This window comes from Brevibacillus borstelensis (genome assembly GCF_037834415.1).
Classification (GTDB): domain Bacteria; phylum Bacillota; class Bacilli; order Brevibacillales; family Brevibacillaceae; genus Brevibacillus; species Brevibacillus borstelensis_A.
The window spans coordinates 165682-184872 of sequence record NZ_JAUMSJ010000002.1; the positions used below are offsets into that span (position 1 = coordinate 165682).

Annotated in this window: 20 protein-coding genes; 1 reads left to right on the top strand and 19 read right to left on the bottom strand. The window is 54.5% G+C overall.

From position 1 onward, the window contains the following. Positions 1-59: 59 nt before the first annotated feature. The 8 genes from wecB to Q3F21_RS02675 all read right to left on the bottom strand — a co-directional run bounded on the left by wecB (position 60) and on the right by Q3F21_RS02675 (position 7248). Positions 60-1208 carry a non-hydrolyzing UDP-N-acetylglucosamine 2-epimerase gene (gene wecB / locus Q3F21_RS02640; protein WP_340249872.1) on the bottom strand — a complete coding sequence of 383 codons (1149 nt, stop codon included), beginning with the start codon at positions 1206-1208 and terminating at the stop codon, positions 60-62. A 13-nt stretch (positions 1209-1221) separates the two neighbouring features. Then, positions 1222-1851, bottom strand: coding sequence for a uracil phosphoribosyltransferase (gene upp, locus Q3F21_RS02645; protein WP_340249874.1), 630 nt, complete (start codon positions 1849-1851; stop codon positions 1222-1224). A 627-nt stretch (positions 1852-2478) separates the two neighbouring features. Continuing rightward, positions 2479-3729, bottom strand: coding sequence for a serine hydroxymethyltransferase (gene glyA, locus Q3F21_RS02650; protein WP_340249876.1), 1251 nt, complete (start codon positions 3727-3729; stop codon positions 2479-2481). An 89-nt stretch (positions 3730-3818) separates the two neighbouring features. After that, positions 3819-4388: a TIGR01440 family protein gene (locus Q3F21_RS02655; RefSeq protein ID WP_340249878.1), complete on the bottom strand. Its 570-nt coding sequence runs from the start codon at positions 4386-4388 to the stop codon at positions 3819-3821. Position 4389: 1 nt separating this feature from the next. Beyond that, positions 4390-4845 carry a ribose 5-phosphate isomerase B gene (gene rpiB, locus Q3F21_RS02660; protein ID WP_340249880.1) on the bottom strand — a complete coding sequence of 152 codons (456 nt, stop codon included), beginning with the start codon at positions 4843-4845 and terminating at the stop codon, positions 4390-4392. A gap of 140 nt (positions 4846-4985) precedes the next feature. After that, positions 4986-5426, bottom strand: coding sequence for a low molecular weight protein arginine phosphatase (locus tag Q3F21_RS02665; RefSeq protein WP_340249882.1), 441 nt, complete (start codon positions 5424-5426; stop codon positions 4986-4988). Positions 5427-5530: 104 nt separating this feature from the next. Beyond that, entirely contained in the window at positions 5531-6091 is a 561-nt protein-coding gene (locus Q3F21_RS02670) for a manganese efflux pump MntP family protein (RefSeq protein WP_340249884.1), read from the bottom strand. A 77-nt stretch (positions 6092-6168) separates the two neighbouring features. Then, complete coding sequence (locus Q3F21_RS02675; RefSeq protein WP_340249886.1) at positions 6169-7248, bottom strand: L-threonylcarbamoyladenylate synthase; 1080 nt, start codon at positions 7246-7248, stop codon at positions 6169-6171. Positions 7249-7472: 224 nt separating this feature from the next. On the opposite strand from Q3F21_RS02675, the gene Q3F21_RS02680 reads away from it, so the two are divergent. Continuing rightward, on the top strand, positions 7473-8270 hold the full coding sequence (locus Q3F21_RS02680; protein ID WP_340249888.1) for a DUF3298 and DUF4163 domain-containing protein: 798 nt from the start codon (positions 7473-7475) through the stop codon (positions 8268-8270). A gap of 104 nt (positions 8271-8374) precedes the next feature. Here the strand turns inward: Q3F21_RS02680 and spoIIR are convergent, their stop codons facing one another. The 11 genes from spoIIR to Q3F21_RS02735 form a co-directional block, all read right to left on the bottom strand. Then, the gene (spoIIR, locus tag Q3F21_RS02685) at positions 8375-9097 is read right to left on the bottom strand and encodes a stage II sporulation protein R (RefSeq protein ID WP_340249890.1); all 723 of its coding nucleotides are present in this window, start codon (positions 9095-9097) and stop codon (positions 8375-8377) included. A 297-nt stretch (positions 9098-9394) separates the two neighbouring features. Next, positions 9395-10294: a peptide chain release factor N(5)-glutamine methyltransferase gene (gene prmC, locus Q3F21_RS02690; RefSeq protein ID WP_340249892.1), complete on the bottom strand. Its 900-nt coding sequence runs from the start codon at positions 10292-10294 to the stop codon at positions 9395-9397. Next, entirely contained in the window at positions 10278-11354 is a 1077-nt protein-coding gene (gene prfA, locus Q3F21_RS02695) for a peptide chain release factor 1 (protein WP_340249895.1), read from the bottom strand. Before prfA ends, prmC begins: the two co-directional genes overlap by 17 nt. Before the next feature lie 232 nt (positions 11355-11586). Continuing rightward, a complete protein-coding gene (locus Q3F21_RS02700) occupies positions 11587-12084 on the bottom strand; it encodes a sporulation protein (protein ID WP_340249897.1) in 498 nt (165 codons plus the stop codon). Positions 12085-12168: 84 nt separating this feature from the next. Continuing rightward, positions 12169-12741, bottom strand: coding sequence for a thymidine kinase (locus Q3F21_RS02705; protein WP_340249899.1), 573 nt, complete (start codon positions 12739-12741; stop codon positions 12169-12171). 144 nt (positions 12742-12885) lie between these two features. Continuing rightward, positions 12886-13086 (bottom strand): 50S ribosomal protein L31, encoded by a 201-nt coding sequence (rpmE, locus tag Q3F21_RS02710; protein ID WP_204517947.1) that lies wholly within the window; start codon positions 13084-13086, stop codon positions 12886-12888. Between the two features lie 105 nt (positions 13087-13191). Then, positions 13192-14463: a radical SAM protein gene (locus Q3F21_RS02715; protein WP_340249905.1), complete on the bottom strand. Its 1272-nt coding sequence runs from the start codon at positions 14461-14463 to the stop codon at positions 13192-13194. Between the two features lie 70 nt (positions 14464-14533). Continuing rightward, positions 14534-15430, bottom strand: a complete 897-nt coding sequence (locus tag Q3F21_RS02720; RefSeq protein WP_340249906.1) for a peptidoglycan DD-metalloendopeptidase family protein — start codon at positions 15428-15430, stop codon at positions 14534-14536. A 104-nt stretch (positions 15431-15534) separates the two neighbouring features. Beyond that, positions 15535-16812 (bottom strand): transcription termination factor Rho, encoded by a 1278-nt coding sequence (gene rho, locus Q3F21_RS02725; protein WP_340249907.1) that lies wholly within the window; start codon positions 16810-16812, stop codon positions 15535-15537. 51 nt (positions 16813-16863) lie between these two features. Beyond that, on the bottom strand, positions 16864-17826 hold the full coding sequence (gene glpX, locus Q3F21_RS02730) for a class II fructose-bisphosphatase (RefSeq protein WP_340249909.1): 963 nt from the start codon (positions 17824-17826) through the stop codon (positions 16864-16866). Between the two features lie 28 nt (positions 17827-17854). Then, entirely contained in the window at positions 17855-19138 is a 1284-nt protein-coding gene (locus Q3F21_RS02735; protein ID WP_340249910.1) for a UDP-N-acetylglucosamine 1-carboxyvinyltransferase, read from the bottom strand. Positions 19139-19191 lie beyond the last annotated feature (53 nt).

The following is a 19191-nucleotide window of genomic DNA, read 5'->3' on the forward strand; positions in this document are numbered from 1 at the left end:
AGAGGCGCTCAAACCACGCGCCTCTTTGCTGTCCGTTCTCGTTGGGGTATGGAATTACGTTAGCGTCCGGGTGTAAACGGCTCGGGACGCTCCTGTCTCTTGCCAAAGTGGTGAAGAATCGCCTCGACAATGCGGCGTGATGCCTCTCCATCTCCGTACGGGTTGACTGCCTGCGCCATTTCACGGTAGGCGGCCTCATCGCGCAGCAGGTGATCTGCTATCCGGTACACCTGATCTTCGTCCGTTCCCGCCAGCTTCAGCGTTCCTGCAGCGATCCCCTCCGGCCGCTCCGTCGTGTCGCGCAGCACCAGCACCGGAACGCCGAGGGACGGCGCCTCTTCCTGGACTCCCCCGGAGTCCGTTAAAATCAGATAGGAGCGGCGCGCAAAGTTGTGGAAATCAAGGGCGTCAAACGGCCCCAACAGGTGGATGCGCGTATGCCTTCCCAGTATCTCCTGGGCGATATCCTGCACGACGGGATTCAAGTGGACCGGATAGACCACAGCGATATCCTCGTGCTCGTCAACCAAGCGCCGGACCGCACGGAAAATGCGCCGCATTGGCTCGCCCAGATTCTCCCGGCGGTGTGCAGTCATCAGCACCAGCTTTTTCCCCTGTACCCGTTCCAGTACCGGATGGGTGTAATCGCCCCGGACTGTCGTTTTCAGTGCGTCAATCGCCGTGTTTCCCGTAATATAGATGGACTCCTCCGGCTTGTTTTCCCGGCGCAGGTTGTCCGCAGCGCCTTCCGTAGGCGAAAAATGAAGATCTGCCATGACGCCGGTCAGTTGGCGGTTCATCTCCTCCGGGAACGGGGAATACTTGTCCCACGTGCGAAGCCCCGCCTCCACATGTCCGATCGCCACCTGATTGTAAAAGGCAGCCAGGCTGGCTACAAAGGTCGTGGTCGTATCGCCGTGAACCAGGACGATGTCAGGTTTTGTTTCCTTGATCGCCTGGTCGAGCGCCTCGAGGGCCCGGGTCGTGATCTCAACAAGCGTCTGCCGGTCCTTCATAATGTTCAGGTCAATGTCAGGCTGGATATGGAAGATCTCCAGCACCTGATCCAGCATTTGGCGGTGCTGCGCCGTCACGCAAACAATCGGTTCGATGTGCTCTTCATGCTTGCTCAGTTCATGAACGAGCGGGGCCATTTTGATCGCTTCCGGTCGCGTCCCGAAGACAGTCATCACTTTTAGCTTCTTCATCGGATTCCCTCTCCTACTTTGTCCCAAACAGTCGGTCGCCGGCGTCTCCAAGACCCGGGATGATGTATCCGTGATCGTTCAGATATTCGTCAATCGCCGCTACGTAGATATCGACGTCAGGATGCTCGTCCTGAACCAGCTTGATGCCTTCCGGAGCCGCAATGAGGCACATCAGCTTCATGCTTTTCGCTCCGCGCTTTTTCAGGGCATCAATGGCTGCAACAGCAGACCCGCCGGTCGCCAGCATCGGGTCGATGACGATCAGTTCACGCTCCGCGATATCGGTCGGCAGTTTTACGTAGTACTCTACGGGCTGCAGTGTTTCCGGATCGCGATAAAGGCCCACGTGGCCTACCTTCGCTGCCGGGATCAGCTGCAAAATCCCGTCCACCATTCCCAGGCCTGCGCGAAGAATCGGGATGAGTCCCACTTTTTTGCCGGCAATGACACGCGCCTGACAGGTTGCCACCGGCGTTTCGATGGTTGTCTCCGCCAGAGGCATATATCGGGTGATCTCGTAAGCCATCAGCGTGGCCACCTCGTCCACCAGCTCGCGGAACTCTTTGGTTCCCGTGTTTTTGTCGCGGATGAATGTTACCTTATGCTGGATCAGCGGATGATCTAACACGTATACGCGGCTCATGTATGTTCCTCCGTTTCCACTTGTCAATATATCCTTTCCATAATAGCGGAGGGAGGGGCGGACGTCAATTTGCGTAATCTTTTGTCTTTAGGTACTGGCAACAGTGCTTTGACTCTTTCTTTTTCTTAAAGGATTTAAAAAGAAAAGACCTTTGTTCGTGGCTTTGGTGGAGGAGATGAAAGCGGAGAAAACGCTCAGGGTTCGGTGGGACACTGCTTGGAAGCCTGCACTGTCCGGCCCTGCTTCAAAAGCGGAACGCGGCCAAAAGTCGTTGATTCTGGGGGTATTTCAGAGGTTGGCCGCTAAAAGCGTGTTCCGCTTTTGGTGCAGGGCCTGGGAGGTGTCCCAAAGACCCGTCGCTTTTTTCTCCGCTTTCATCTCTACAGCCGTTGGGGTTGATCGGTGTGGAGATTGCTTAGTCGAAGAAGCGAAAGATCGGATTAGCACGAGCTGATGTGCCTTGGTCGATGCTCTCGCAGGTCACCGCAGCTTTGAAATGATTGATTGTTTCCATGTACAAAAATAGACCCCGCTTATGCTCGCGGGGCCTGCTTTGCTATTTTGTATTTTGCTATTGATATTGCCAATTCTGCCTTTCAGGGTTGCTGATCTTTCCAGCCTTGCCGCTTACACAGTCAGGCCTTCGTACATCGGGAAGCGCTGACAGAGGGCGGAGACGCGTTGTCTTGCTTCTTCGTGCTTGGCCGCATCCTCCGGGTTTTTCAGGGTGAGCGCGATGATCGCTGCCACTTCCTTCATCGCTTCCTCGTCAAAGCCTCGGCTGGTCACTGCCGGGGTACCCATGCGGACACCGCTGGTGACAAACGGGCTTTCCGGATCGTACGGGATTGTATTTTTGTTGGTCGTGATATTGACTTCGTCCAGCAGGTGCTCGGCCACTTTTCCGGTCAGACCGAGGTTGCGCACATCCACGAGGACGAGGTGGTTGTCCGTTCCGCCGGAGACGAGCGTGAGTCCCTCCGCTTGCAGGGCCTCGGCAAAGGCGCGGGCGTTGTTTACGATTTGCTGGGCGTACGTTTTAAAAGCAGGCTGCATGGCTTCGCCGAACGACACGGCTTTGGCCGCGATGACGTGCATCAGCGGACCGCCTTGCACACCCGGGAATACGGACTTGTCGATTGCCTTGGCAAACTCTTCTTTGCAAAGGATCAGGCCGCCGCGAGGACCGCGCAGCGTTTTGTGCGTCGTAGAGGTAACGAAGTGGGCATGCGGCACCGGATTTGGATGGAGGCCAGCCGCCACCAGTCCGGCGATATGGGCCATATCCACCATGAAGTACGCGCCGACCTCGTCGGCAATTTCACGGAACTTGGCAAAGTCGATCGTGCGCGGATACGCACTGGCTCCTGCCACGATCAGCTTCGGCTTGTGCTCCAGCGCTTTGGCGCGTACGTCTTCGTAATTGATGAGGTGGGATTGCTCGTCCACTCCGTATTCGACGAAGTTGTACAGAGACCCGGAGAAGTTGACCGGGCTGCCATGCGTCAAGTGCCCGCCGTGGGACAGGTTCATCCCCAGTACCGTATCGCCCGGCTGCAAAATAGTGAAGTAAACGGCCATGTTGGCTTGAGCGCCGGAGTGGGGCTGTACATTGGCGTGTTCGGCACCAAACAGTTCCTTGATGCGGTCGCGCGCGATGTTTTCCACGATGTCCACATATTCGCAGCCACCGTAATAACGACGGCCCGGATAGCCTTCGGCGTACTTGTTGGTCAATACCGTTCCCATCGCTTCCATGACGGCACGGCTGACAAAGTTTTCGGATGCGATCAATTCGATTTTGTCACGCTGTCGGCCCAGTTCCAGCTCGACCGCTTCCGCTACTTGCGGGTCCTGTTTGCGCAAAAACTCTAGCATGGTTTTTTCTCCTCCTGGATCTTTGTATTAGTTATGAAAAGGGGTTCCCGTGGGTGGGGAACTGCCATAACTGGCGATATTGCTTCTTGTCAGGTACAGCTTTGGCTGGACTCGGTGCGTTCGTACGCGGCGCGGGAGCCTCCGATCAGCTTCGGACGGGTGCGCGCTGCCGTGACATGAGCTTCTCCGATTTTGCGGATGGTTGGCCGAACGGGGACAGCCACATGTCTCAGATGCATCCCGATCAGGGTATCCCCGATATCGACTCCGGCATGGGCTTTGATGTGCTCGACAACAACGGGGGCTGCCATCCGCTCAAAGGCGCAAGCCGCCATCGAGCCGCCGGCGCTTGGGACAGGGACGACGGAAACTTCCTCAAGCCCGAATCTCTCCATCGTCTCCCGCTCGACCACGAGCGCTCTGTTCAAATGTTCGCAACATTGAAAAGCCAGGGAAAACCCCCGTTCATGCGCCACCGCCGAGACGCCGCGGAACAGGGCTTCGGCTATTTCTCGGCTGCCCGCTTTGCCAATGTGCTTGCCAGCCACCTCGCTGGTGCTGCAGCCGATAACAAGCACCATGCCCGGACGAAACTCGGCCAATCCGGCCACCTCGGAAACGACCTCTCTGGCTTGCTGTTCAATGCGAAGCAGGTCCACCTTACTTCACTCCCGTATGCTTGGCTTCGATCTCGGTAATCTTCAACACGCGGTGCTCGTGGCGGCCACCCTGGAACTCGGTCTCCAGCCAGATTTTCACGATGTCCAAAGCAAGGCCGGGACCGATAACGCGCTCGCCCATTGCCAGCACGTTTGTGTTGTTGTGCTCCCGGGTCGCTCTCGCTGAAAACGTGTCATGGACAAGCGCGCAGCGGATGCCGGGAACCTTGTTTGCCGCGATCGACATGCCGATCCCCGTCCCGCACACCAAAATGCCTCGGTCGCATTCTCCTGCGGCTACCATTTCGGCAACGGGAAGGGCGTAATCCGGGTAGTCGACCGAGTCTTCGCAAGTACAGCCGACGTCGACCACTTCCACGTCCATCGCCGCCAGCAGCTGTTTGATTTCCTCTTTTAATTTATATCCACCGTGATCGGCACCAATTGCCACTTTCATCAGTTATCCCTCGCTTGTGGTTTTCTGCTCCTATTATAACTCAGATACGGCTGCGTAAAAAGTGAACATTTTTACTAAAAAACAATATAATGTTCGTCCTAAGCATAGCAAACGTTTTCCCTCTCTGCGACTTCTTATCCTTAAGACAGCCGGGCCCAGAGCTTGTCCAGCAGCGCCTGAATTTCCCGGGCGCATTTGCGGTATTCTTCGACCGTTCCACCGAACGGATCGGCAATATCGCCCATGTCATCCGCTCCTACGTATTCTTTCAGGGTAAATACCTTTTGCTGCGCTTCGGGGAAGTAGCTCGCGATCAGCGACTTGTGACTGTGGGCCATTGTCAGAATCAGGTCAGCCCACAGAATCAAATCCCCGTTTATCCGCGTAGCCCGATGATTGTGATCGATTCCGCACTCGGCCAATGCCTGTACAGCTTGCTGGGAGGCTGGCTGCCCCTCGTAAGCGGCCACACCTGCAGACCTTACTTCCCAATCGCTTCCGTTCACAAGCGTCCGGAACAGCGCTTCCGCCATCGGACTGCGGCATGTGTTTCCCGTGCATACAAACAAAATCCGTTTCATACTTTCAACTCCTTCCTCGCGCTGCCCCCGCCTCCGCAACGGACAAAGCGGCAAAGCCGTTCCAGGCTGCCTGCTCGGGGAGAAACTGACGGGCAATTGTCGCTTCACAGAATAAACTTCAGCCCAAAACCAAGAAGGATAAGTCCTCCTAATACTTCGCTGTATTCCCCCAGCCATCCTCCCATGGAACGCCCGATCAGCAATCCGCAGTAAGACATTGTCCCTCCCATTACGCCAAACAGCGTGACCGCCAGAACCCGGTTGATCTCCATCAGTCCAAACGAAAACCCCACCGTCAACGCGTCCAGACTGACGCTGAAGGCAAACAGCAGCAATCCGAAGCCTTTTGTTCGCAGCATGCTTTTTTCATCGCCATTGGCAAATCCGTTCCAGATCATATGTACGCCGATGCCCATCAGGATAGTTCCTCCGACGAAAATCGCTATATCCCCGATCATATCGGACAAGTACCCTCCCACCGCGATCCCGACCAAAGGCATAGCGATGTGGAACAAGCCGATCGTAACGCTCACTTTCAGAACTTCTCTCAGCCGAATGCCGATCATGCCTACTCCTACGCCGAGTGAAAAGGCATCCATACTCAAAGCAAGAGCAATCATGAGCAGAGTCAGGAATTGACCCCAGTGAAATAAGGCAAGGTCCACGTCGCTCCCCTCCTGTCTTCACTTTATATGCGGACAAGAGGGAGTTTAGACATGCTTATGAGAGCCTGCTGCTTCCTTTACACCCGCAGCATGCGTCCTCCTGCGGCTTTTTCCAGCCTGTTCATGACAGCCATGCCGATACCTGCGCGGGGAAAGGTCTCGCCGACGATAAATTGCACCTGTTCGTCGTCAAATCGCCGAAGGACGCCGTACAATTGTTGAGCTACCCTGCCGAGTTCTGCACGGGAACCGACGGAAATGACGACATCCGCCACCTGCTGCCGCTGCCAGTAGGGGAGCGACTCTTCCGTTGCCATAACGCCAGTTTTGCGCCCGTGCCGTTTCGCCTCGTCGAGCATGGCACGCATCCGGTCGCGTACCCGGGACTTTTCCCCGTCGACGAGCCACATCTCCCCTTCCGGAGCGTAATGCGTATACTTCATCCCCGGCGAGCGCGGAGCTTCCGCCGAATCCGGCAGAAATGAAGGATCGATCGCCACCTCTCCGATGACATCCTCCAGCTGCTCGCGCGTAATTCCGCCCGGTCTGCAGATGAGCGGCGGCTCTACCGTTACATCCAGAACCGTCGATTCTACACCCACGCCAGTCGCTCCGCCATCGACCACCCCGACGATCCTGTCTTTCAGGTCGGCCAGAACATGCTCCGCCGTCGTGGGGCTGGGGCGCCCTGAGCGATTGGCACTCGGAGCAGCCACGGGGACGCCAGCCTGTTTGATCAGCGCCAGCGCGACAGGATGATCCGGCATACGGACGCCTACCGTGTCCAGACCTGCTGTTACCAGCGAAGCCACTTTCTCCGTTTTGGGCAAGATCAGCGTGAGTGGTCCCGGCCAGAACGCCTCGATCAGGGCAGCTCCTTTCTCCGGGATGAACGAGGCAATGTCATTCAGCTGCTCTTTATCTGCAATGTGAACAATCAGTGGATTGTCGCTCGGTCTCCCTTTTGCCATGAATATTTTTTCCACAGCCTTGTCAGACAATGCATCGGCACCCAACCCATATACGGTTTCCGTAGGAAAAGCCACGGTTTCCCCATCCCGTAAAAACTGAGCCGCATCCACAATCTGTGTACAAGCCTGGAGATTTTCCACATTTTTATCCACAATCCAAACCTTTGTTTTCCCATCCAGAACCATCTGTGCAAATTCCTTTCCACTACGCATCTTCTTATAGGATTTGTGCCTTAAGTATAGTGTTGCAAAGAAAAGTTTTCAACAGCCTGTGAATAACTTGTGAATAACTTGTGGAAACCAGCGGAAAACAATCCTGTTACTTTTTTTAACCTTGCCCTTGTTTCGTTGTAGTAGTATTAATTTAGCAAACAACCTCAATTGTTTTTCAGCGAAAGGATTGTGAGAGCATGAAGACCCCGTCCAAGTCCATCGTCACCAGCCTTGTTGGCGCAGCGTTACTGTTTGGCGCCGCTTCCGTCCCCGCATCGGCTGCCGCCGCTCCGGCAACAGCGCCTGCCAAAGCCACCCCAACGGCCGCGCCTGTGCAGAAAGCTCAGGCACAAGGAGTCGTTTTCACCTCGAAAACGATTCAAGCCAAAACGGCCGAATACGAAGCCAACATCTCCATTCCTGTCATCAGCGGACTGAAAGACAAGGCGTACGAGGCGAAGCTCAATGCAGAGCTGCAACAACTTGCCCGGAACTCTCTCAAAGAAACGCAAGACATGTCCAAGGAAGACGCCGCAAGCGCCAAAAAATACGGATACGAGCTGCGGCCACATGCTCTGGACATTACTTACAAAGTGCACACGAACGGCAAGCTCGTATCGTTCGCCGTACAAACTTACCGCTACACAGGAGGCGCTCACGGCATGACGGACGTTGCCTACTACAACATCGCCAATGTAGAAAAGACAAACGACCTTCAGCTATCCGATCTGTTCCACGCTGGATATGACTATCGCTATGTCCTGAACCACCTGATTGCCCAACAAATCAAGGCAGACCCGGATGTAAACGGGATCGCGGACCAATTTCCCGGCATTTCCGAGAACCAGTCGTTTTCCTTTGAAAATGGCAAGCTCGTCATTCATTTCGGCCAATACGAAATTGGACCCTATGCCATAGGGATGCCCGCTTTCACCATTCCTACCGGCAATGTCTTTCACTTGTACAAACCGGAGATTGCCGAATTGTTGAAATAAGTACTTGTCCTCGCGCAAAGCCGGATAGGTATTGCATGAGGAAGGAACTAGGCTTCCTATTAAAAAAGCCTGCTCCAAAAGGAACAGGCAGGAGAGGGGCATGGTTAAAAGAGGGAAGCCAGCTTGTCCCAGAGGTAAAAACGGACTTCCACTTTGGGCTGTTCAGGCCCAGTCTCCACGCTTTGCCCAGCGTCTTCCCGAGACCGCTCCTGTAAAGAGACACTTCCTGAAAAAGCTTGAACAGATGTGTTGTCGTCATCCTGACGATCTTCGACTTCGGCAGCCGCTTTTATTTGGACGGAATCGCTTGCTGTTTCGACTTGAGCGGAGGCGACGGCATCGCCGTTGGACATGTCGATAAAGCAGAGCGGCGGAAACAGCACACACCACCAATTTTGTCCCTGTGCGTCTCCGATGCGGACGCGCAGCGTTTCGTAGTCGCCAGCGGGGTACACGTACGTTCCGTACAGCTTGGTAGGAAACGGAACTTGTCCAAAGTCGACTTCCGCTTGATACGAAAATCCTCGTTCACGGATGGTGTTGTCCACCAGCGCCTGAAGCTGCGGCAATTTGCTTGCGACAGCCACTTTGGCCTCATCGTACGAGCGAATGTCTTTCACCCATACATTCATTTGCTCAACGACGGCATCGCGCACTTCCCGCTTTAGCCATTGGTCTTGTATGGAATCGCTGTTGGCGATAATACGCAGTCGGATAGACTCCTGAGGGATCGGTCCATTGTCCAGCACATTGGCGGATGTAAGCTGTCCCTCCCAGCTCATCATCAATGTCACAAAACTACACGCTACGAAAAAGAACCGTTTCATCTTTTTCCCCTTCTCCCTCTCATTTTTAACTGACATCTCTGCGTCTCTCTTTAGAAATCAGTATGGACAGGGAAGATGGAGAATATACGTATCGATTTGAAAGATTCAGACGCAAGGCAACCGATCGTTGCTTCCGGCCGAAGCCCCCCCTCATCTTGCGCCGGGGATAGCGTAGGGGCATTATTGGCGGAGCGGCCATCAAGCTCTTTTTCCATAAAAAAAGCAGCCGCAAGAGCCGCTTTCCCGATTTTTCTCCTATATCGTCCCTTGTTCACCGTTCCTTGTTCATCGTCCCTTTTACTTTTGCCCCGTTCTCATCCCGATGACGACGCGGTCGATTCCAGCCAAATCAGCGACGATCTCTACCTGATCAATGCCCCCTGAACCCTTCATCAGCGCTGCGATATCATGGGCCTGGTGTATCCCCACTTCAAACCCGACCAAAGCCTTCTGCTTCAGGAGGCTTGGCAGGGCAGCGCAAAGGCGGCGGTAGCAGTCCAGACCGTCATCTCCTCCATCAAGCGCAAGACGCGGCTCATACGCCTTCACTTCATCGTCAAGCTCATCTACGTCGCGGCTGGGGATATAAGGCGGGTTGGACACGAGAATGTCTACCTGCTCGCGGGCTTCCAGAAGAGGCTCTACCAAATCCCCTTGCAAAAAGCGAACCTTGGCGCCAAGCTGTTCCGCATTTTCGCGGGCGATAGCCGTGGCATCGGGGGAAAGATCCACCGTGCTTACCTGCCAATGCGGGCGTTCGCAAGCAATGGTGATACAGATCGCGCCGCTGCCCGTACCGATATCGGCTACGTGCAGCGACTGATTTGCCGGCCACGCCTGATCCGCCCGTTGCAGCAGCTGCTCCACGAGTATCTCCGTCTCCGGACGCGGGATCAACACACCAGGCCGTACATGAAAGGGGCGGCCGTAAAATTCCTGCGTCCCAAACATGTATTGAAGCGGCTCGCGGCGACTCCGCCGCTGGCAAAGGGCAGCAAGCCGCTCGCGCACTTTTGCGGGAATCGGCTCTCCCATGGAAATCAAAAATCTCGTCCGGTCCCATCCAAGGCAGTGCCGCACCAACAGTTCCGCCTCAAACGCCGGATCAGCCACGCCCTGCTCGCGCAAAAAGGAAGAAGCCCGCGAAAGGGCTTCTCGTATCGTCACAACATTAGACCAATCAAGCTGTGTGTGCATGGCTTTTCAACTGCTCCGTCTGTTCGTGCAGCATCAGGTTTTCGATCACTTCGTCGATCTCGCCTTCCAGGATCGCCTCCAGACGATGCAGGGTCAGGCCGATACGGTGATCGGTCACGCGGCTTTGCGGAAAGTTGTAGGTGCGAATCCGCTCGCTCCGGTCACCTGTTCCCACAAGGCTTTTGCGTGTGGCATCCTGCTCCGCCATCTGCTGCTGCATATGGTAGTCGTACAGGCGGGCCCGCAGCACGCGCAAAGCTTTATCCTTGTTGGAATGCTGCGATTTTTCGTCCTGACAGGACACCACGATGCCTGTCGGGATATGTGTAACACGAACAGCAGACTTGGTCGTATTGACGCTCTGTCCGCCCGCGCCGCTGGAACAGAAAGTATCGATGCGGATATCCTTTTCGTTGATTTCCACTTCGACGTCTTCCGCTTCCGGCAGAACCAGCACTGTGGACGTAGACGTATGAATCCGTCCGCCAGACTCGGTTGCCGGAATACGCTGCACGCGATGTGCGCCGCTTTCAAATTTCAGCTTGCTGTAGGCCCCACGGCCGCTGACGGAAAAGACGATTTCCTTGTAGCCGCCGATGTCAGTCGCGTTGGCTTCCAGAACTTCCACCTTGAAACCGTGACGCTCCGCATAACGTGTGTACATGCGGAACAGATCAGATGCGAACAGCGCCGCTTCGTCGCCGCCGGCCGCTCCGCGAATCTCCATAATGACGTTTTTGTCGTCATTCGGATCTTTTGGCAGCAACAGGATTTTCAGCCGCTGTTCCAGCTGTTCCTTGCGTTTGGCGAGTTCCGCGATTTCCATTTTCACCATCTCGCGCATCTCGTCATCCAGCTTTTCTTCCTGCATAGCCTTCGCGTCCTCATACTGAGTCACTACCGATTTGTATTCACGATAAACAGCCACAGTCTCCTCCAGTGAAGACTGTTCCTTGGACAGTTCCCGCAGCCGTTTGGTGTCACTGATGACATCGGGGTCGCATAGTAGATTGGTTACTTCTTCATAACGCTCTTCAACCGCAGACAAGCGCTCGAACACTGTCATTCACCCCATTACAAAAAAGTTAAGGAATCAATAAAATCATATGAAGTGGCATCCCGTCATTGTGTCGCAAGTCCCAACGCAGGAAGCGAGTCCAGTCGGTAAAAAAATAGAAAGGAACAGAATAATTATAGGGGGAAACCCCGAAAAAGTCAAAGCGGCACGTGAACTGGCGGCGTTTTTCCTGCTCATGAAAAAACAGCCCGGACAAGGCCGAGCCGTCAGACGATTATCGGTGATACCCGTCATTTGAAGTGACATGGAAATCGTAACGGGGTACTTTCTGCCGCAAGGCCGCAATCACTTCTTGTTCGATCGTTCGCGCCTGGTTGGCGGTCACATTCGGAACCAAATCCAGTGTCACATAGGCATTCCCGCCAACAAGGGTAATTCTGGCATCCTCAACGCCGGATACCGATCTGGCCATCGCCTCCATGTTGTCCATATCAACTTGTGTATTGCGAACATTCGGGTGGCCGACAATCAGATTGGGGTTTTGGTTGCGTCCCATCAGGGGATCGCGGTCCTCGATCGGCGGAGCCCCTCTGTCAATGATATCTCCGCTTCGGTCGCGTTTGATCGTCGCGTGCTGTTGCGGGTCGTAACTATTGGTCCCATAGCTGCTTTCTTGCGGCATCGTCCGGCCGCAGCCCGTCGCCAGAGCGAGCAACAAAGCCGCAGCTCCCAATGCGGCTGCCGCGCTTTTTCCATAGGGCAGGCGTCGCATAAAAAAGCCACCTCCTGTTTGTCATAGTGTGCGCAGCAGATTGACTCTCCATGCACAGACAACAGGAAGCGGCATCGCGCCTGTCTATTCCTTCGGCGGGTGGTAGTAATGACGGCGGCAGACGCTGCTGTAGGTCTCGTTTCCGCCGATCTCGATCGTCTCCCCGGTGTAAACCGGTTTGCCGTTTTTGTATTTCAGGATGTGCGTCGCTTTTTTATTGCAGTAGACACAGACCGTTTTAATTTCCTCGATCTTGTCCGCTTCGCTCAATAATTCGGCGCTGCCCGGGAATAGTTCGTTTTTAAAATTCTTCAATAAGCCATACACGATTACCGGGATATCCAGCTCATCCACGATTTTCACCAGCTGTTGAACATGCGCCGCGTGCAAAAACTGCCCTTCATCGACCAGAACACAGTCGGGATGGAGTTCTTCGCCAGCCACAACCGCGTAAATGTCGGTGTGGTCTCCAATCGAAATCGCTTCACGGCTAATGCCGACACGGGAAGCGACCTTTCCCACGCCGTAGCGGTCGTCGATGGCGGGCGTAAACACGAGCACTTTTTTCCCGGACTGCTCGTAATTATGTGCAACGGTCAATAATTGGATCGATTTGGATGCATTCATCGCTCCATAACGAAAATATAGTTGCGCCACGTCTTCTGTCTCCCTCTGCTATTCGTTAAACATTTCCGCTTCTATTGTACGGGGACATTCCGCCAAACGGGAAAAAATTTTTGATCATCGGAATGAAAAAACAAAACCAGGCAGATTGCTCTACCTGGTCGCTCCAATCTCCGATTAGGAAAGATTGTATTTGCGTTTGAAACGGTCCACACGGCCGCCAGCATCGACGAATTTTTGTTTGCCGGTGAAGAACGGGTGGCAGTTGGAGCAGATCTCCACGCGCAGCGCTTGCTTCACGGAACCGGATTCGAATTCGTTGCCGCATGCACATGTTACTTTCACTACATTGTAGTTAGGATGAATGCCTTGTTTCATCTCACATACACCTCTTTTCCGCCCTGGATCGTTTGCCGAAACAGAGTTATATAGAAAATACACATAGAAAATAGTAGCATGGCCAGCATCGAAAAGCAACTGGAATTACTTCCAACCCAGTCTTTTCCGCTTCTGCAAATCTTCCGGCGGAACATGCGTAAACGATCCGATGACGACATCCGGCAATTCCTCTTGATAAATCTCGATCGCTTGTTTCATCCCGAACACTTCGCCCTTGGCAGGCGGGATCATCTCCAGATAGCTCTCGGGGTCGATGTTCAGGTTGCGAAGCTGGATCAGCTTGATGCCTGTCCGGCGAATAAACTCGATCATCGCTTCCATTTCTTCTTCGCGGTCGAATACGCCGGGAAAGCAAAGGTAATTGATGGACGTATACACTCCTTTTGAAGAAGCGTACTCCGCAGAACGGGCTACATTTTCCAGCGTGTAGTTGCGCGGACGGTAATACGCGTTGTAATGCTCGTCAATCGCGCTGATGATGCTCACACGCATCAGGTCCAGCCCGGCGTCGACAATCCCCTTGATATGATCGGTCAAGCCCGCATTGGTGTTGATGTTGATGAAGCCCATGTCCGTTTTCTCCCGCACCCGGTGCATCGCCGGAACGATGATGGAAGCCATCGTGGAAGGCTCGCCTTCGCAGCCCTGTCCAAAGCTGATGATGCTCTCCGGCGTCTGCAAATGGTGCAGCATCACCTCGACCAGCTCGTCCTCTGTCGGCTTGAAGTTCATCCGTGTCTGCGGCGACGGAAATCCGCTGTCCTCGGGCTGCTCGGAGATACAGCCGTAGCAGCCGGCATTGCACGTATACGAGACCGGCAGACTGCCTTCCCAACGGTGAAAGAAGTTGTTGGAGGCTGTCAGGCATTCGTATTCCAGCGCACAATGCGACAGGTGGTGGAGAATCCGGTTGTGCGGAAACATCTCCAGCGTCTTTTCCACGCGCTGACGGAGCTCGTCCATCGGAAAATGCAGCGGATTCCACTGGTGCGGATCATCGCTCTGACGGCCGGCTACCCAGAAACGATCGTCTTTCCATACTACAGCCGTGTAGCCAAACAGCGGAAACTTGCTCGTTTTGTCAGTCTTCACGTATCCGGGCAGCAGCAGCCGTGTATAGCCTTGAGGGATCAGGGCTCCTACCGCCGTGTAGCCGTCGAGCTTCACCATCTCGCCTGTGTCCGGGTCCATCCCGACCGGAACGGTATCAGGCAGGCTGACGAGCGTAGCCCCCTCCGGAAGCGGGATCAATTCCTCTTCCAACACTTCCGTCAATATATCTCCATTGCGCGCCACCGCGAACATCTCCGGGTGGTCGAATACATTGCCTTTTTCATCTGCGTACACTAAAAACATGGTACAATCGCCTCGCTTTTTTCGCTCAGCCCATTGTAACGCAACGCTCAGACAATGTAAATGTGAACGGTTACCTGCTGAGGTATCGAAGCGGATTCATGGGGACGTCATCCTCCCTGACCTCAAAATGGAGGTGGTAGCCCGTCGAATCTCCCGTCCGCCCCATGTACCCGAGCATTTCTCCCCGCTCAACGCGCTGTCCTGGCTGCACAATGATTTTGCGCATGTGGGCGTAGTAAGTCTGCAAGCCTTCTCCGTGATCCAGAATGACGATGAAGCCGTAGCCGCCCCGATTTCCCCCCGCCTCGACCACGATTCCTTCTTTTGCCGCATAGATCGGCGTCTGGCCTTCACTCTCGTTCCACATGTCCAATCCTTTGTGCATCCTTCCCCAGCGCGTACCGAAACCGCTTGTTACAGTCGCATCCTTTACCGGCCAATCCATGGCCTGCGACCGGTTCCCCAGGCGGCTGGCAGTCGTAACGGCATTGCGCTTGCGCTTCCACTCTTTGGCAGTCAGCGAATTCTTGTCAGAGATCGGAACATAAATGGTTTGACCTATGTAGAGGTTGTCCGCCATCAACCGGAGCAGCGGATTTCGCTCCTGCAGCATTTGCTTGCTCACACTGTAGCGTTTGGCAATGCTGTCCAATGTCTCCCCTTTCCTGACGGAATGGGGAATCTCGTCTTCATTTAACATCAGCTTCATCCCAATCCCCATCAGATTCGGCTTGACCATCCTGTTTAGCTCCAACAGCTGTTTGAGCGTCAACCCGTAGCGTTCCGCTATTTCTGACATCGTGTCCCCGTATTTGACAGTGTAAGTCATCACTTCATTCCTGTTCGTAGAAGTCGGTTTGTTCAGGGAATCATAAGGGTTAAATGCTTGAAACAGGACCTGTTCGACTACTGCTTGCTTTACTTCGTCCCGACTCCCCCACCCGGCTGGCATCTGCTCGAAATCCATTGACATTCCTCCTCACGTCCATATTTCTGGCAGATTTTACCTCCGACCTCCACAGGCCATCTTTTATATGGTATGTCTCGTCCGAACAAAAAATGACGGCGAGTTTAGGAACCCGCCGTCACTGTGTTTTGCTTGCCACGCGTCTGTTTCGTTTCGATGCTTTGCAAAAACTCTTCGTTTGTTTTGGAGTCTGCCAGCTTCTTCAGGAAAGACTCTACATATTCCGATGTCTCGTTCATGCTCTTGCGAATCGCCCACAGCTTTTCCAATTCTTCCTTGGACAGCAGCAGCTCCTCGCGCCGCGTACCGGAACGGCGAATATCGATCGCCGGGAAAATGCGGCGTTCGGACAGCTTTCGGTCCAGATGCAGCTCCATATTGCCGGTTCCTTTGAACTCTTCGTAAATGACATCGTCCATGCGCGAGCCTGTCTCCACGAGCGCTGTCGCCAAAATCGTCAGGCTGCCGCCTTCCTCGATGTTGCGGGCCGAGCCGAAAAACCGCTTTGGACGGTGGAATGCTGCGGGATCAATCCCTCCCGAAAGCGTGCGTCCGCTTGGCGGAATGACCAGATTGTAGGCACGCGCAAGACGGGTGATCGAATCGAGCAAGATCACAACGTCTTTCTTGTGCTCGACAAGCCGCTTGGCTCTTTCCAGCACGAGCTCCGCTACCTTGATATGGTTTTCGGGAACTTCATCGAAGGTGGAAGCGATTACTTCTCCCTGTACAGAGCGCTGCATGTCGGTTACTTCCTCCGGGCGTTCATCGATCAAGAGAACGAACAGGTGGATGTCCGGACGATTTGCAGTGATGCTGTTCGCGATTTCCTTGAGAAGTATGGTTTTGCCGGCCTTGGGGGGCGCTACAATCAAACCGCGCTGGCCGAGACCAACAGGGGCGATGAGATCCATCAGGCGGGCGGAAACGCGTTCCGGCGACGTTTCCAATACGAGTTTGTTTTGAGGATATAACGGTGTCAAGGCGGGGAAATGAAGTCGTTCGGCTGCCAATTCGGGGTCCTCTCCGTTTACAGCCTCTACTTGCAATAGTCCGAAATAACGTTCATTTTCCTTGGGAGGTCGTACCTTACCAGATACCAGATCGCCCATCCTCAGATCGAATCTGCGAATCTGCGATTGGGAGATGTAAATGTCCTCCGAGCTCGGGAGATAGTTGATAGGGCGCAGGAATCCGTAGCCTTCCGGCAGGATTTCCAGCACCCCTTCCATAAACATCAGACCGTCTCTTTCCGCTCTGGCCCGAAGGATGGCAAAAATCAATTCCTTTTTCTTCAGCTGGGAATAATACGGGATTTGATATTCCTTGGCCAGCTTGTAGAGATCGGTCAGCTTCTTTTCTTCTAGTTCTGAAAGTAACATAATTCCACCACTCTTTATTTACTCTTCATCTATCTTCGTCCATTTGCTGCATTACAATACCAGACGAGGCTTGCGTTCCAAGCGGTGGGTTCCTTCGATGAAACGAATTGTTCCTGTCTTGGCCCGCATAACGACGGAATGAGTCGTAGCGCGAGTCCCCTGGATCCTGACCCCCTGCAGCAGTTCACCGTCGGTAACGCCTGTGGCAGCAAAGATGGCATCGTCTCCCTTTACCAGATCATCCATGTGCAGCACCTGATAAGGGTTGGCCAATCCCATCCGCTTGCAGCGTTCTACTTCCTCTGCGTTTTGCGGCAGCAGCTTGCCCTGGATTTCGCCGCCCATGCACTTGAGTGCGACAGCAGCCAGAACGCCCTCGGGAGCCCCTCCGGACCCGAACAGGATGTCCACGCCCGTGTCCTCAAAAGCCGTATTGATCGCGGCGGCCACGTCTCCGTCGGAAATCAGCCGGATGCGGGCACCTGCTTCGCGAATTTCATGGATGATTTTCTGGTGGCGATCGCGATCCAGCACAATTGCAACCAAGTCGCTGATGTCCTTGCCTTGCGCCTGGGCTACCGCCTTCAGGTTATCCCGGATCGGCGCGTTAATATCCACCTTGCCCACCGCTTTCGGGCCAACGGCGATTTTTTCCATGTACATGTCAGGAGCGTGAAGCAGGTTTCCTTTATCTGCAACGGCGATCACCGAAATGGCGCCCCACGTTCCTTTGGCGACGATATTGGTGCCTTCCAGCGGGTCAACGGCTACATCGACTGCCGGAGCGACTCCCTGGCCCAGCTTTTCACCGATATACAGCATCGGGGCTTCATCCATTTCGCCCTCTCCGATGACTACCGTTCCGTCCATCGGCACATTTTCAAATTCTTTGCGCATCGCGGTCGTGGCCGCATCGTCAGCCTCATCCTTTTTACCGAGGCCCATCCAACGCGCAGAGGCAAGCGCTGCCGCCTCCGTAACACGTACCAGTTCAAGCGTTAAACTACGTTCCATTCTGGAAGACTCCTCTCCTGGCAGTGAGTTACTGCTGTTGACGTTCCTTTTTTCCCAAATCAACTCGTTGAACATTGGCTCCCAGGCTTTGCAGCTTGCAGACAAGATTCTCATACCCGCGGTCGATATGCTCCAAACCTTCCACTTCTGTCGAGCCTTTCGTCGCCAAACCGGCGATGACTAAAGCCGCTCCTGCCCGCAGATCAGAAGCAACTACCTTGGCGCCGTTCAATTGACTGCCTCCCTCGATAATCGCCGATCGGCCCTCTATCTTCAGGTTGGCCCCCATGCGGCGCAGCTCGTCTACATGACGGAAGCGGGCGCTGTAGATATTGTCGGTCACAATGCTGGAGCCCGAAGCCAGGGTGAGCAGCGTCGTGATCGGCTGCTGCAAATCCGTCGGAAAACCGGGATACGGACTGGTTTTTACATCAATGGCGCGATATTGCCCGTTGCCGTTTACCTGGATACAATCGTCCATTTCCAGCACTTCCACGCCGATTTCACGCAGTTTGGCTGTGACAGACTCGATATGCTTCGGGATCACATTTTCCAGCGTGACGCTGCCGTTGGTCGCTGCAGCCGCTATCATATACGTTCCCGCCTCTATCCTGTCGGGGATGATCGTATGCCGGCAGCCGCGAAGTCGGTCGACACCCCGAATCCGGATGATATCAGTCCCGGCCCCCTTGATGTTGGCTCCCATGTTGTTGAGCAAGGTGGCCACGTCCACGATCTCCGGCTCCCGGGCTGCATTCTCGATAATCGTGACGCCCTCAGCCTTGGAGGCGGCCAGCATGATGTTGATCGTCGCTCCCACACTGACCAGGTCGAGGTAAATGCGGGCGCCCTTCAATCTGCCGTTCGGTGCCTGAATCGTCATGACCCCATTCTGGTTGGTCACTTTGGCTCCGAGTGCCTCAAACCCTTTTATGTGCAGGTCGACAGGACGCGGCCCCAGATCACAGCCTCCTGGCAATCCGACGCGGGCTTCCCCGAATTTGGCCAGCAGCGCTCCCCATAAATAGTAAGAAGCGCGCAATTTTTTCACGCGTCCGTTGGGCATCAGCATGGATCTCATCGGACGGCCGTCCACTTCCATCCAATCATCTTCGAACAACACATCGGCTCCCATTTCGCGCAGAAGCTCGTGATAGATTTCCACATCCTGAATATGCGGCAAGTTCTCAATCACAACCGGCCCGTCTGCCAGCAGCGCTGCAGGAACCAATGCAACGGCACTGTTTTTGGCCCCGCTAATGGTGACCGAGCCCTGAAGCGGGGTCCCCCCGTTGATGATCAGCTTTTCCATGTTTTGCTCTCCTCAGGCTTAATCGGGAAATGAGCACCTTCCCCGACGGAAAA

Excerpts from the sequence above, each read along its gene's own strand:
- glpX (WP_340249909.1), bottom strand. The coding sequence starts at position 17,826 with ATGGAACGTAGTTTAACGCTTGAACTGGTACGTGTTACGGAGGCGGCA.
- wecB (WP_340249872.1), bottom strand. The coding sequence starts at position 1,208 with ATGAAGAAGCTAAAAGTGATGACTGTCTTCGGGACGCGACCGGAAGCG.
- Q3F21_RS02665 (WP_340249882.1), bottom strand. The coding sequence starts at position 5,426 with ATGAAACGGATTTTGTTTGTATGCACGGGAAACACATGCCGCAGTCCG.
- rpmE (WP_204517947.1), bottom strand. The coding sequence starts at position 13,086 with ATGAAACAAGGCATTCATCCTAACTACAATGTAGTGAAAGTAACATGT.
- spoIIR (WP_340249890.1), bottom strand. The coding sequence starts at position 9,097 with ATGAAACGGTTCTTTTTCGTAGCGTGTAGTTTTGTGACATTGATGATG.
- Q3F21_RS02715 (WP_340249905.1), bottom strand. The coding sequence starts at position 14,463 with ATGTTTTTAGTGTACGCAGATGAAAAAGGCAATGTATTCGACCACCCG.
- rpiB (WP_340249880.1), bottom strand. The coding sequence starts at position 4,845 with ATGAAAGTGGCAATTGGTGCCGATCACGGTGGATATAAATTAAAAGAG.
- Q3F21_RS02720 (WP_340249906.1), bottom strand. The coding sequence starts at position 15,430 with ATGGATTTCGAGCAGATGCCAGCCGGGTGGGGGAGTCGGGACGAAGTA.
- glyA (WP_340249876.1), bottom strand. The coding sequence starts at position 3,729 with ATGCTAGAGTTTTTGCGCAAACAGGACCCGCAAGTAGCGGAAGCGGTC.
- Q3F21_RS02700 (WP_340249897.1), bottom strand. The coding sequence starts at position 12,084 with ATGCGACGCCTGCCCTATGGAAAAAGCGCGGCAGCCGCATTGGGAGCT.
- Q3F21_RS02680 (WP_340249888.1), top strand. The coding sequence starts at position 7,473 with ATGAAGACCCCGTCCAAGTCCATCGTCACCAGCCTTGTTGGCGCAGCG.
- Q3F21_RS02675 (WP_340249886.1), bottom strand. The coding sequence starts at position 7,248 with ATGGTTCTGGATGGGAAAACAAAGGTTTGGATTGTGGATAAAAATGTG.
- rho (WP_340249907.1), bottom strand. The coding sequence starts at position 16,812 with ATGTTACTTTCAGAACTAGAAGAAAAGAAGCTGACCGATCTCTACAAG.
- Q3F21_RS02735 (WP_340249910.1), bottom strand. The coding sequence starts at position 19,138 with ATGGAAAAGCTGATCATCAACGGGGGGACCCCGCTTCAGGGCTCGGTC.
- prmC (WP_340249892.1), bottom strand. The coding sequence starts at position 10,294 with ATGCACACACAGCTTGATTGGTCTAATGTTGTGACGATACGAGAAGCC.
- upp (WP_340249874.1), bottom strand. The coding sequence starts at position 1,851 with ATGAGCCGCGTATACGTGTTAGATCATCCGCTGATCCAGCATAAGGTA.